Consider the following 12587-nt stretch of genomic DNA (forward strand, 5'->3'; position numbering starts at 1 on the left):
GCCGGCCTGGGCACGTTGCTGTTCGACCTGCTGACCGCCGGCGAGGAGGGCGACCGCGCCCTCGTCTTCGACATCGAACTGCTCGCGAGCCGGCTCGGCGAGGTGACCGATCTCGTCCGCGCGGAAGCCGAGTGGATCGGCTACTTCGGGGCCAGCACCGGCGCCGCCGCGGCGCTGTGGGCCGCCGCCGATCCGGACCGGGAGATCGCCGCCGTCGTCTCCCGCGGCGGGCGACCCGATCTGGCGATGCCCCGGCTCGGCCGGGTCCGCGCCCCCACGCTCATGCTGGTCGGCGGCCTGGATCGCATGGTGATCGAACTGAACCGGCAGGCCGCCGCGGCCATGCGGTGCGAACACGAACTGCGGATCGTGCGCGGGGCGACGCACCTGTTCGAGGAACCCGGCACGCTCGAGGTCGTGGCACAGCAAGCGCGGGACTGGTTCCTCGATCACCGCCCGGCGCCTCCGGCCTGACCGGCGCGCAACATACACGGCGTCGGATCTCTCTGCCGCTCCGGGGAATTCGGACATCGACGACGGAACGCCCGGGGGCACCGCACCGACTCACCGGCTTGCGCTGGGCAAACACGGGTACGGTGGACACGACGGCACAGTCCTCGTACTGTGACGGAGGACACAAACTCGGGTAACTGCCGAACCGGCGGGGTACCCGCACTACAACGAGTTGACACACGCCCAGTGGCGACACCTCAGAGGCGGACAATTGACGATCGAAGCACACCGTGACATCCCCGCGGTACGACGCCTGACGGCACTCGACACCGCGCAGGCTCTTCTCCGCTCCGCAAGGGGCCGTTCCTACACCGAGGACCAGGCGTTCGACGAACTGCTCGACGCCTCGATGCGCTTCCACGTCGACATCGTCGACCTGTGCGAAGCCCTCACCGACCTGGCCACCGGTCCCGGCACCGTCCAGGGACTCCGACGTACCGTCCACGGACACCGGCGCGCCCACACCGTCGCGGCCGAACTGTGGGGCCCGCTGCTCGACCGGAGGACCGCCCCCGCCGAGAACTGATCACCGGAAGCGGATGCTCAGCGTGCGCCGGACGAGGTCACCGATCTCGTCCGCCCACGCGAGGATGCCGAGCGTCGAGTCGATGTTCCCGGGCGGCGTCCGTACCAGGGTGTCCCTGCGGATCAACCGCTCGAAGTCCACCGTCACCGGATCCGGGCGCACCCCGCCGTTGCCGTGGTGGAACTGCACCCCGGCGCGGCGCATCACGTTGATCAGCTCCTGCGCAAGGATCCCGTTCGCGACCGTCGTCGGATGCACGCCGTCGAGGGAGAACAGCCCGCCCGCGGCCCGGCCCCCACGACCGTCGGCCGTCAGGAACCGCGAGTCCGGCACGGGGTCGAGCGCGGCGAGTGCGGACGGGAGCGGGTACGGGGTCCACCACGCCGGACGGGCACCGACATCGGTGACGAAGCGCCGCGACGCGAGGCGCTCGAGCAGGCCGGCCACGTCCAGCAGATACCAGTCCCGGGCCGGGCCGTGCACCCCGGAACGAGCGTCGGCGACCGCCTGCTCGATGCGCTCGTTGTACAGGTCGATCGCGACGTCCACCGCGTACGCGCCGGCACCCGTGATGTGCTCGTCCTGAGCCGGGTCGAACCGCGCCTCCTCGATCCACGGCCGGGTGTAGTACGGGAAATAGGGCGACCCCGGTTCCATCTTGCGTCCGAGTCCCTTCGCGATCGGCGCGATGGTGACGTGGGGAATCGTGCACCACACGACGTGCCGCGCACGGATCGCCGTCACCCGCTCGACCACCTCCGCGAACTCGGCCGCGAAGTGCTCGGGCCGCCAGATGGTGTAGGCGTCCTTCGCGGTGAGGTCGCGAAAATCCGGACCGCTCCATGCGATGCGCAGGTCCGTGACCGTGCCGAGCGCGTTGTTGGAGCCGAGGAACACCACCAGCGTCTCGATCCCGGACTCGGTCGTGTCGTCGTGGTCGTCGCCGAGCGCCGCGGCCGCGTCGAACAACGTCATCGCCTTCGCCCCGTCGCTCCAGCGCGGATACACCCGCAACGCGGCGCGCTCCCCGTTGTTCTGCACGATCTGGTCGAGCAGGTCGTCGTTCGGTGCGGCGATCGCCGCCTCGCACGTCGCGGCGGTCTTGCTCAGGGCGTCGCGCAGGTCCCAGCCGAAACAGGACAGGTTGTGCTGGTATGCCACCGGCAGCGACGGCTCCCGACCGGGCCCGCGCTCCCAGTAGTCCTCCACCTGGTCCATGAACGCGCGGACGGCGAACAGCGCGAGCGGGGTCTCCCACATGTTCACCGACGGCCCGAAGCGTCGCTCGAGATCGCGCAGGAGCAGTTCGATGTTGAGCGGCAACCCGCCCGGACCGCCGTAGCGCGGATAGCGGAACCGGCGGAGCCAGCCGAGTTCGTGGGCGACGATCGCGGGGACCGAGACGTCGGTGTGGAAGACGGCGCCGCTCTGGAACCCCTGCAGCACCGAGTCGCCGATCGCGACGAGCCGGTGCGGGGGCACCCCCTTGGTGTCGACCCGCACGTCGCGGCCGAGCGCCGGATCCGACACCGGCACCCGGGGGGTGGACGCCGCGCGCACCCGCACGTCCGCGGGTGTGCCGTCCGGGAGATCCATCGGAGTCACCGGCATTTCGTCCTCCCCCGGGCCGCGCGTGCGCCTGCTCCGAGCGTGAGCCGCGCGCGGTGGGTTGTCAACGACCCGGCCGGCGACCAATTCTGTAGGGCATGGCTACCGACGAGGACTTCGCGCACACCGACGAGGCAGCCCGCAATCGGCGGGAGAAGTCGCTCGTCCTCGCCCGGTTCGTCTGGAATCGCGGCATCACCGCGGACGAGCTGCTGGCCCTGAGCGACGACGTGCGCCGGAAGCTGGCCCGGGCCGCCGGAGCGCACCCGCCGCGCACGATGGAGACGTGGGCGCTCGTCGCGCGGCTGCTCACCGAGAAGTCGGCGTGGGCCGCGCAGCATCCCGGCCATCCCGCAGCCGCCCCCACCGCCGCGGACGAGAAGATCATGTGGGTGAAGAAGCCGCCGCGCCGGTGGCTGTGAGCCCCCCGGACCCTCACGCGCCGAGCGGGTCGAACGCGTACGACACGGCCGGCACCTGCATCGCGAACCGGACGAGGTGACCCTCGCGCGCGGCGCAGACGCTCCCGGCACCGCCGGGCAGGGGTGGCAGCGCGACGTCGCGTGGTGGGAGCAGCCGTCCCGGCACCGGCACGCCGTAGCAGCGGGCGTCGCCCAGCTCGATCCGGGCCACGCCGTCCGTGACGGTGGCGTCGACGAGCGCGGTGAGCCGGCGGCGGCGATGCGTCGCGCGGATCGATCCGTCGCGGTCGAGGGCGAGAACCCAGGCGTGGCCGAGGGAGTTGAGCCAGTCGAGCACGGTGCCGACGCCGCTGGTGCCGTGCACGTCGAGGCGGTGTGCGCTGAGCCGGGTGCGGAGCCCGGGGACGACACGCACCCCGTGCGCCACCACGGTCACCTCGTCCACCCGGCGCCCGCCCCAGTCGACCGCCGCGAGCTCGACCCGGGACTGCAGGTGCGCGCGGCGACGGCGCACCTGCACCGACCGCACCGTCGCCCGCACCGGCACGCCGTGCACGTCCGTCGCGACGGTGCGTCCGACGTATCGGTGCGTCAGGCCCAGAGCGAGCGCGGTGACGATCACGTCCGGGACCAGGGCGGTCGTCGTGCCGGCGGCGAGGTCGGCGAGCGGCTCCACCCAGCGGGTGGCCCACCCGTCCGCTTCGACGCCGGTGTCCATCCGGACATCATGCCCTCTCCGGCGCCGTGCGCCCCGCCTCGGCCGAATGTGACACGCGTTCAATGTGATCGAACCTGTGTGACATTCGGCCACCGCGGAGTCAGCGGTCGGCGTCGTCCCAGATCCGCAGGATGGTCGAGAGGATGTCCTCGGACACGCCCAGGCCGCCGAGGTGGCTCTCGCCGGGCAGGTGGTGGAACTGGGCGTCGGGCAGCCGGCCCACCACATGCAGGCCGTGTTCCATGGGGACGATGTGGTCCGTGTCGCCGTGCCACCACCGGACCGGCACCTCGACGTCCTCGAGACGGAAACCCCAGTCCCGGGCGAACGCCACGATATCGGCGAAGGGCGCGGCCATCTGCTTGCGGCTGCCGTTGAGCAGATCGTCGAGGAACATCGCCTTGAACTCGGGGCGGGCCAGCAACTGCCGGTCGGCCTCGGGCGAGAGCCACCCGTACATGTCGATGAGCGGCGATGCGAACGGCCGCACGACCCGGATCATCGACCTCACGCCCATGCCGATGGGGACACCCCAGACGGTGAGCAGCGGCGCGACCATTGTGCCCAATCGCATCAGGCCGCCGCTGATCGCGTCGGGCCCGACGACGGGCGCAACGCCCCCGAGCACCGCGGCGGCCACGACCCGCTCGGGCATCGCATGCGCCGCGGCGAGGGTGTAGGGGCCGCCGCCGGAGAGTCCGACGACCGCCATCCGGTCCACGCCGAGAGTGTCCGCGACGATGCGCAGGTCGTCCGCGAAGGCGAGGACGTTCTCGTAGCGGTGCGGACTCGACGAGCCGATGCCGGGGCGGTCGAGGCCGATGAGCCGTACGTGCTCGCGCTCGGCGTAGCTGCGTGCCTCGACGGGGATCTGCCGACGCGCCCCGGGGGTGCCGTGTAGCCAGAACACCGCCCGGCCCTGGGCCGATCCGAACTCGGCGAAGCCGATCCGGCGGCCGCCCCCGACCGCGACGGAACCTTCCAGCTTGGGACGTTCGACGTCGATCATGGGCGCCAGCATGCCACGTGGCTGCGGTCACACGACGCAGGTGTCCGTGACAGCGCGGGCCGGGCATCCCCGGCGACGGGCCCCGCGCTCAGCGCAGCGCGTCGATCAGCTCACCGACGGTGTGTGCGGATTCGAGCGGATGACGGAGGCGCCCGGCCGGATTCACCGAGTAGAGGTTGCGGCGGCCCGCGCGGGTGCGGGTCAGGTAGCCGCCGTCGACCAGGTCGGCGAGGATCGTCTGCACGGACCGCTCGGTGATCCCGATCCGCTGCGCGAGTTCGCGGACGGTGGGCTGTCCGCCTCCGGCGACACACAGCAGTACGTGCGCGTGGTTGGTCAGGAACGTCCAGCCCCGGGCACGGTCCTCGTCGCCGGCGGGCGGCGTTCCGGGGCGGGGGGAGGAGGTCACCCGCACACCATAGGGCACCGCGGTTTCCGGTATCGCGCTTCGCGCTCGGGCCGCGGCCGCGTCCCTGGTGCGCCCGGGCGGCCCCGGGTAGGGTTCGCCGGGTGAACACCGGGCCGGCACTACGCCACTCACGGATCGGCGACCCGGTGGAGGTCTGAGCGTGGACCGCAACGAGTCGGCGTGGTTCTTCCGTGAACTGTTGGAACTGTCGGAAGCACCGTCCTGGGGCCCGTTCACCAACATCCAGCTCGACGACGGCGTACTGCTGCAGTTCGCCGAGCCCCCGGTGGAGATCCAGATGCAGCACTACGCGTTCATGGTCGACGACGACGCCTTCGACCGGGCGTATCGGCGGCTGTGCGACGCCGGCATCGAGCACTGGGCCGATCCGCAGATGCGCCGCCCCGGCGAAACGAACACGGGGCACGGCGGGCGCGGGGTCTATTTCAAGGACCCGGCCGGTCACGCGATCGAGCTGCTCACCCGCCCCTACCTCCCGCTCCCTTGACAGTTAACCGGAAATACTATTCACTAATTACAGTTCGCGAAAGGGAGTATCCCTCCGCGCTTCGTCGTCAACTCGGGGGCCGTCCGCCGGCCCCCCGGCGGAGCGGGCTCGGTTCGAGCCGGGAAAGACTTTCGGCCGTTTCGAGGCTGAGAGGTGGTCCCGATGACCGTTCCGTTGTGGTTGTGGGCGGCGGTACTCGCCGCGATCGTGGCGATGCTGGCGGTGGACCTGTTCGCGCACCGCCGCGCGCACGTGATCGGCGTGCGCGAGGCCGCAGGCTGGTCGCTGTTCTGGGTCGGCACCGGCGTCGGATTCGGCGCGCTGATCTGGTGGCAGTACGGCTCGGAGTTCGGCCAGCAGTACTTCTCCGGCTACCTGATCGAGAAGTCGCTCGCCGTCGACAACGTCTTCGTCTGGGCGATCATCCTGACGTACTTCGCCGTGCCGCGTGAGTACCAGCACCGGGTCCTGTTCCTCGGTGTGCTCGGCGCCCTGGTGTTCCGGGGTCTGTTCATCGCGGCGGGCTCGGTCCTCATCGCGAGCTTCGGCTGGATCCTCTACCTGTTCGCGGCGTTCCTGCTCTACACCGGCTACCGGATGATCCGGCAGCGCGACGAGCACCTCGACCCCGAGAAGTCCCGGGCGCTGCGGCTGTTCCGCCGCCACGTACCGATGACCGACGCCTACCACGGACAGAAGTTCCTCGTCCGCCGCGGTGGTGCGCTGCTGGCCACCCCCCTGCTCGCGGTGCTGGTGCTCATCGAGATCACCGACATCGTCTTCGCGGTCGACTCGATCCCCGCGATCTTCGCGGTCACGGACGTGCCGTTCCTCGTCTTCACCGCCAACGCGTTCGCGGTGCTGGGCCTGCGAGCGATGTACTTCCTGCTCGCCGACCTGATCCACCGCTTCGTGTACCTGAAGATCGGGCTGGCGCTGGTGCTGATGTGGGTCGGCGTCAAGATGCTGCTGAAGATCGACGTGTTCTACGTGCCGACACCGATCTCGCTCGCCGTCGTCGCCACGATCCTGACCGTGTCGATCGTCGCCAGCCTGCGCGCCACGCGCGGCCAGGGCCGTCGCAGCCTCGCGGCGCCCGCGACCCCGCCGTTCCGGGTGGCCACAGCCGAGGAGACCGCGGCGCTCGAACCCGTGTGGCGGCTGCCGGGCAGCCGGCGCCGCGCGGCGCGGCCCGAGCGCGACGACAGCCTCAGCGGTGGGCGGTGAACGTGTACTGGCGAGTCGCCGCCTCGACGATCTGATCGGGGGTCACGTCGATCTCGCCGCCGAGCCACGCGGTCATGAGCTCGGCGAGGCCCCCGACGAACAGCAGCGCGGCGATCTGGTCGTGGGGCGGCTGCAGCGCGCGGTCGCCCCACAGCTCGCGGGATTCGATCGCGACGAGGTCCGCGAACTGGCGCAGCAGTTCCCGGCGACGGGTGCGCAAGGGCCCGGCGGCCGCGGACTCGACGACGGCGACCCGGCCCTTGCGCGGATCGTCGGTGAGGACCGCGACGAACGCGGCGATGGCGGCGCGGGCCCGCTCCTCGGGGCCGCGCTCGGATTCGGCGAGTGCCGTCAGCGCGCGCTCGCGGATCTCGTCGGCGATCCGCTCGACGACGCACACGAGCAGCTCGTCCCGGCCGGAGAAGCTCTCGTAGAAGTACCGCTCGGTGAGCCCGGCCTCCTGGCAGATCGCGGTCATGGTGGCACGGTCACCGCCCTCGCGGCCGAACACCGTCAGGCCGGCCGCGAGCAACTGCTCACGGCGGTCGGCGGTGCGCTGCTCGGCGCTCTTTCCGCGGTACTGACGACTGGGCCTGCCCATAGTCGAATCTTGACAGATCGCCGCCTGTGATCCACGCTACTGTCAATTGACAGAGCTTCATGTCAGATATGGTCCGACGAATCGGAGACCTCATGACGAAAGTGCTCGCGCCCTCCCCGCCCGGCCTGACCGCGGTACCCGGGGACGCCGGCCTGCCCTACGTCGGGTACGCCCTCGACTACATGCGCAACCCACTGAGGGCCTACGACCGGCGATACCGCGAACACGGGCCGGTGTCCTGGTTCCGGTTCGCGGGCCGGCCCTGGGTGGTGCTGCTCGGACCCGACGCCTGCGGCGCCGCGCTGCAGAACCGCGACCGGGCCCTCGCGAACGGTCCGGGCTGGCGGACCCTCATCGGCCCGTTCTTCGACCGCGGCCTGATGCTGCTCGACGGCGACGAGCACCGCACGCACCGCCGGATCATGCAGCAGGCCTTCACCCGGGACCGCCTGGCCCGCTACACGGACTCGATGCAGCCCGCGATCGCACAGGCCCTCGACTCGTGGACACCGAGCGAGGATTTCCGCGCCTACCCGGCACTGAAGGACCTCACCCTCGGGCTCGCCACGTCGATCTTCATGGGCGGTGCCGAGGGATCGTCGGCCACCGAGATGGCCGAGGTGAACAAGGCGTTCATCGGGTGCGTGCAGGCGGCCACGGCGATCGTGCGCTATCCCCTGCCCGGAACCCGCTGGCGCCGTGGCATGGTGGGCCGCCGCCGGCTCGAGGAGTTCTTCCGGCGTTACCTGCCGGCCCGTCGCGCCGGTGACGGCGACGACCTGTTCACCGCGCTGTGTCACGTGGAATCCGAGGACGGCGAGCGATTCTCGGACGAGGACGTCGTCAACCACATGATCTTCCTGATGATGGCTGCGCACGACACCTCGACCATCACGCTGTCCACCGTGCTGCAGTACCTCGGCCAGTTCCCCCAGTGGCAGCAACTGTGCCGGGAGGAGTCGCAGGCACTCGGTACGACGAGCCCGACCCTGGCGGACCTCGAATCGCTCACGAGCCTGGACCTGGTGATCAAGGAGTGCCAGCGGATCGTGACCCCGGTACCCGGCATCGTCCGGTACACCACCGCCGACACCGAGATCCTGGGCCACTTCGTGCCGCGCGGCACCCTGATCAACGTCGGGCTGCACTACAGCCACCACATGCCCGAGTTGTGGCCGGAACCGGAGAAGTTCGATCCCGGTCGCTTCGCACCGGAACGACGCGAGGACCGCGTGCACAAGTTCGCGTGGACGCCGTTCGGCGCCGGAGAGCACCGCTGCCTGGGCATGTACTTCTCCGGCGCCGAGATCAAGACGGTGCTGCACCACCTGCTGCTCGGGTACCGGTGGCACGTTCCGTCCGATTACGTTGCACCACTGAACTTCACGTCACTTCCGTACCCGTCGGACGGGCAACCGATCGCGCTGCGCCGCCTCCGGTGACTCAGACGCGGCCCTTGACCATCCCGTGCCAGTACATGGCCGGCAGGCCGTAGCGCTTGAGCAGCCACATGTCGCGGCGATCCTTGGTGGTGTCGATGACCGGGATGCTCGGAGACGGGTTGAGCTCGTAGTCGAACTCCGCGAGCATCATCCTGTCCCGGGCGGTGACGAACGGGCAGGACGAGTACCCGTCGTAGCTCTTGCGCTTGCCGACGCCGCGCATCTCGGCGACCAGGTTGGCGACGAGGACGGGCGCCTGCTTGCGGACCGCCGCGCCCGTCTTCGACGTCGGCAGGTCCGCGACGTCACCGAGTGCGAACACGTTGGGATACCGGCGGTGCTGGAGCGTGTGCTTGTCGACCTCGACGTAGCCGAAGGGACTCGCCGGGTTGGCGAGCGGGCTCGCCGCGACCCAGCCGGGCGCGCGCTGCGGGGGCACGGCGTGGAGCATGTCGAACCCGACGACCTCCTCGGTGCCGGTGGCGTTGTTCACGATCGTCGCCTTGCGCGACGATCCGTCGAGCGCGGTCATCTCCGAGCTCAGGCGCACCTCGATGCCGTACTTCGCGGCGACCCCCTCGAGGGTCTGTCGCCAGGACGGGATGCCGAACATCGAGTCGCCGGGCAGGACGAGCATGACGCGGATCCCGTCCAGCAGGCCCTGCCGCCGCCAGTAGTCGGAGGCGATGTAGGCGATCTTCTGCGGCGCGCCGGCACACTTGATGGGGCCGGCGGGCTGGGTGAAGATCGCCGTGCCGGAGCGCATGTTCCGGATCAGCTCCCACGTGTAGGGGGCGTACTGCGAGGAGTAGTTGCTCGAGACGGCACCGTGCCCGACGGCCTCGGCGAGGCCCGGCACGCCGTCCCAGTCGAGTTGCAGGCCGGTGGCCAGCACAAGGTAGTCGTAGCCGACGACGGTCCCGCGGTCGGTCGTGACGGTCTGCGCGTCGGGGTCGACGGCGGTCGCGGCGGCCCGGATCCACCGGACGCCCTTGGGGATCAGCTTCTCCTCGGCTCGGCGGGTCTCGTCCAGCGACGCCTGTCCGCCGCCGACGAGCGTCCACAGGGGCTGGTACCAGTGCTCATCGGAGGGCTCGATCACCGCGATGTCGGTGACGCCGGCCCGGCGCAGGCGCGCAGCGGTCGCGATTCCGGCCGTGCCACCTCCGACGACGAGTACTCGATGTCGCGCGGCACCGTTGCCTGAATGGAGCGACATGTGAACAGTCCTTTCCGTCCGTGACGCAGGCGCGGACGCGGGCTGGGCCTCCACGCCCCTTGATACCCGGTGGGGTATTCAACGACGACTGTAGACCCGGGCCCGGGACTCTTCAAGTACCCCTCCGGGTATTCCTGCCCGGTGAAGGTCCCCGCTTCCCGGGACCTTCGTCCCTGCCGGGGCGGGGCGCGAGGCCGTCGAGCTGCGCGACGGCGGCGACCCGGAGACGACCGCGACCGCGCGCCGCTACTCCGTCGCCGCGCTGACGACGTCGTCCTCGGACAGCAGCACCTCGGCCGCCGCCGGGCCGAGCGGCACGAAACTGTCGCGGCTGGTGACCCGCGAGATCCGGCCCCGGTAGCCCGCGTCCACCAGTGCGGTGACCACCGCCTCCGACACCCCTCCGCTGCGCCGCGTCTCGTCCACTACCAGCACGCGCGGGAAGGACTGCGCGCACGCCAGCAGTTCCGCCAGCGGCAGCGGCGCCAGCCACTGCAGGTCCAGCACGGCGGCCTCCACGCCGCGCGCCGACAGCCGACGGGCCGCGCGCAGGCTCATCCGGACGCCGTTGCCGAACGTCACGATGAGCACGTCGTCGCCCGTACCGTACACCCGCACCGAGCCCGGCTGTACCGCAACGGAATCGGGCGGCTCCTGCCACAGCCCGTCGCCCTCGTCGTACAGGTCGCGCTCGTGGTACAGCGCGATCGGCTCGAGGAACACGCACACCCGGCCCTCACTGCGCGCGAGGTGCACGCAGCTGCGCAGCAGCGCCCCCGCAACCGACGGACGGCTCGGCACCGCGAGCACCAGACCGGGAATGTCGCGCAGCACCGCGACGGAGTTGTCGTTGTGGAAGTGCCCACCGAAGCCGCGCTGGTAGGCGAGGCCGGCGATGCGCACCACCATCGGGTTGCGGAAGCGGCCGTCGGAGAAGAACATCAGACTCGCCGCCTCGCCGCGCAACTGGTCCTCGGCGTTGTGCAGGTAGGCCAGGTATTGGATCTCCGGAATCGGCAGCAGGCCCGCCACCGCGAAACCCAGTGCCGTACCGAGGATCGTCTGCTCGTCCAGGATCGTGTCGAAGACGCGGTGCGGCCCGAATCGGCGGAGCAGACCGCGCGTGAGCCCGTACACCCCGCCCTTGTCCGCCACGTCCTCACCGAACACGAACGACTCCGGTATCGCCTCGAGAATCCCTGTGAGCGCGGCGTTCACCGCCTGGGCGAGCGTGCGGGGCTCCGGCGACGGGAGCCCCGGCTCGTCCGGAACCCGCCGGCGACCGTGCGCGTGCAGCGGCCGCATCACCTCGGCGGCCGATACCAGCCGCGGGGCGGTCGCGAGCGCCTCCATCTCGGCGGCGACGACGGAACGCATCTCCTCGTATCGTTCGAGAATCCTTGCGGAGGAAAGTGTTCCGCGGTCGACCAGAGTACGCGCGGTGGCCAGCAACGGATCCCGGACGTAGTCGGCGGCGATCTCCTCGCGGGTGCGGTACGCGGTCTCGGCGTCGGAGCCGGCGTGGCCGAGGAACCGCACCGTCTTCAGGTGCAGCACGGCCGGTGCGCGGGAGGTGCGGACGGCGACGAGCAGGTCCGCGACGGCGGTGAGCACGCCGACCGGGTCCGCGCCGTCGGCCGCGCGGTAGCTCACCCCCGGATACGACGAGAGGGTGCGTTCCGCCCAGCCCTCCGGCGTCCGGACGCTGATGCCGAACCCGTTGTCCTCGCACACGAACAGCAGCGGCAGCGGCAGCCCCCGGTACGCGCAGTAGGCGGCCGCGTTGAGCGCCCCGACCGCGGTGGAATGGTTCGCCGAGGCGTCCCCGAAGCTGCACAGCACCACCGAGTCCGCGGGCCACGGGCACTGCAGGCCCAGCCGGGCCGCGCGGGCGAGGGCGAACGCCGTCCCCACCGCGCGCGGCAGATGGGAGGCGATCGTCGAGGTCTGCGGGAGAATGTTCAACTCGGCGTTGCCGAACACCTTGTGCCGGCCGCCGGAGATCGGGTCCAGCGTCGAGGCGGTGCAGCCGGCGAGCACGTCCCGCACCGGCGTCGTGCCCGGCACCCGGGCCGCCCGCGCGGCATAGAAGGCCCCCGACCGGTAGTGCAGCAGTGCCGGATCGGTGACCCGGGACAGCAGGCCCAGGGCGGCGTTCGCCTCGTGCCCGGCCGAGCCGATGGTGTAGAACCCGGCACCGCGCCGCTGCATCTCCCGGGCCGCGAAGTCGAGGTGACGGGACTGCAGTTGAGCGTCGAAACAGCGCAGCACCAGCTCGTCCGGTACCTGTCCGGCCACGGCACGGCCGGCGCTCCAGCCGCGGACGGTGGCGGTGAAGTACTCGTCGAGCGGCTCGGCCGTCATCGCGCTTCCCCACACCCTCGC

The 12587-nt window shown here is 70.9% G+C and carries 13 protein-coding genes; 6 read left to right on the forward strand and 7 right to left on the reverse strand.

Features of this window, described 5'->3' with window-relative positions; all coding sequences use genetic code 11:
• Together AIIKEEIJ_RS26120 and AIIKEEIJ_RS26125 are read left to right on the forward strand one after the other, a co-directional pair.
• Window positions 1–474 (forward strand): dienelactone hydrolase family protein (locus AIIKEEIJ_RS26120; RefSeq protein WP_161996875.1); only part of this gene is annotated, 474 nt, incomplete at its 5' end.
• 250 nt (window positions 475–724) lie between these two features.
• Window positions 725–1039 carry an ANTAR domain-containing protein gene (locus AIIKEEIJ_RS26125; RefSeq protein WP_006931619.1) on the forward strand — a complete coding sequence of 105 codons (315 nt, stop codon included), beginning with the start codon at window positions 725–727 and terminating at the stop codon, window positions 1037–1039.
• Here AIIKEEIJ_RS26125 and AIIKEEIJ_RS26130 read toward each other — a convergent pair whose 3' ends face one another.
• Window positions 1040–2650: a hypothetical protein gene (locus AIIKEEIJ_RS26130; RefSeq protein WP_161996876.1), complete on the reverse strand. Its 1611-nt coding sequence runs from the start codon at window positions 2648–2650 to the stop codon at window positions 1040–1042.
• Window positions 2651–2745: 95 nt separating this feature from the next.
• On the opposite strand from AIIKEEIJ_RS26130, the gene AIIKEEIJ_RS26135 reads away from it, so the two are divergent.
• Window positions 2746–3069, forward strand: a complete 324-nt coding sequence (locus AIIKEEIJ_RS26135) for a hypothetical protein (RefSeq protein ID WP_161996877.1) — start codon at window positions 2746–2748, stop codon at window positions 3067–3069.
• Window positions 3070–3082: 13 nt separating this feature from the next.
• On the opposite strand, the gene AIIKEEIJ_RS26140 is transcribed toward AIIKEEIJ_RS26135, so the two are convergent.
• The 3 genes from AIIKEEIJ_RS26140 to AIIKEEIJ_RS26150 form a co-directional block, all read right to left on the reverse strand.
• Window positions 3083–3787: a hypothetical protein gene (locus AIIKEEIJ_RS26140; RefSeq protein WP_202917635.1), complete on the reverse strand. Its 705-nt coding sequence runs from the start codon at window positions 3785–3787 to the stop codon at window positions 3083–3085.
• Window positions 3788–3887: 100 nt separating this feature from the next.
• Entirely contained in the window at window positions 3888–4808 is a 921-nt protein-coding gene (locus tag AIIKEEIJ_RS26145) for an alpha/beta fold hydrolase (RefSeq protein ID WP_161996878.1), read from the reverse strand.
• A 76-nt stretch (window positions 4809–4884) separates the two neighbouring features.
• A complete protein-coding gene (locus AIIKEEIJ_RS26150) occupies window positions 4885–5205 on the reverse strand; it encodes a helix-turn-helix transcriptional regulator (RefSeq protein WP_006931626.1) in 321 nt (106 codons plus the stop codon).
• A gap of 160 nt (window positions 5206–5365) precedes the next feature.
• On the opposite strand from AIIKEEIJ_RS26150, the gene AIIKEEIJ_RS26155 reads away from it, so the two are divergent.
• Both AIIKEEIJ_RS26155 and AIIKEEIJ_RS26160 read left to right on the forward strand, forming a co-directional pair.
• Complete coding sequence (locus AIIKEEIJ_RS26155; RefSeq protein ID WP_185713083.1) at window positions 5366–5713, forward strand: VOC family protein; 348 nt, start codon at window positions 5366–5368, stop codon at window positions 5711–5713.
• Between the two features lie 162 nt (window positions 5714–5875).
• A complete protein-coding gene (locus AIIKEEIJ_RS26160; RefSeq protein WP_006931632.1) occupies window positions 5876–6940 on the forward strand; it encodes a TerC family protein in 1065 nt (354 codons plus the stop codon).
• Here AIIKEEIJ_RS26160 and AIIKEEIJ_RS26165 read toward each other — a convergent pair.
• Complete coding sequence (locus tag AIIKEEIJ_RS26165; protein WP_043798671.1) at window positions 6924–7541, reverse strand: TetR/AcrR family transcriptional regulator; 618 nt, start codon at window positions 7539–7541, stop codon at window positions 6924–6926. The genes AIIKEEIJ_RS26160 and AIIKEEIJ_RS26165 overlap by 17 nt on opposite strands.
• Before the next feature lie 92 nt (window positions 7542–7633).
• Between AIIKEEIJ_RS26165 and AIIKEEIJ_RS26170 the strand changes: the two genes are divergently transcribed.
• Window positions 7634–8983 (forward strand): cytochrome P450, encoded by a 1350-nt coding sequence (locus AIIKEEIJ_RS26170; protein WP_161996879.1) that lies wholly within the window; start codon window positions 7634–7636, stop codon window positions 8981–8983.
• Window position 8984: 1 nt separating this feature from the next.
• Here the strand turns inward: AIIKEEIJ_RS26170 and AIIKEEIJ_RS26175 are convergent, their stop codons facing one another.
• Together AIIKEEIJ_RS26175 and AIIKEEIJ_RS26180 are read right to left on the reverse strand one after the other, a co-directional pair.
• Window positions 8985–10202 (reverse strand): NAD(P)/FAD-dependent oxidoreductase, encoded by a 1218-nt coding sequence (locus AIIKEEIJ_RS26175; RefSeq protein WP_043798675.1) that lies wholly within the window; start codon window positions 10200–10202, stop codon window positions 8985–8987.
• Between the two features lie 246 nt (window positions 10203–10448).
• A complete protein-coding gene (locus AIIKEEIJ_RS26180) occupies window positions 10449–12566 on the reverse strand; it encodes a thiamine pyrophosphate-dependent enzyme (RefSeq protein ID WP_029546024.1) in 2118 nt (705 codons plus the stop codon).
• Between the last annotated feature and the right edge of the window lie 21 nt (window positions 12567–12587).

The sequence above is a fragment of the Rhodococcus sp. YH1 genome (assembly GCF_009939605.1).
Classification (GTDB): Bacteria; Actinomycetota; Actinomycetes; order Mycobacteriales; family Mycobacteriaceae; genus Rhodococcus; species Rhodococcus aetherivorans.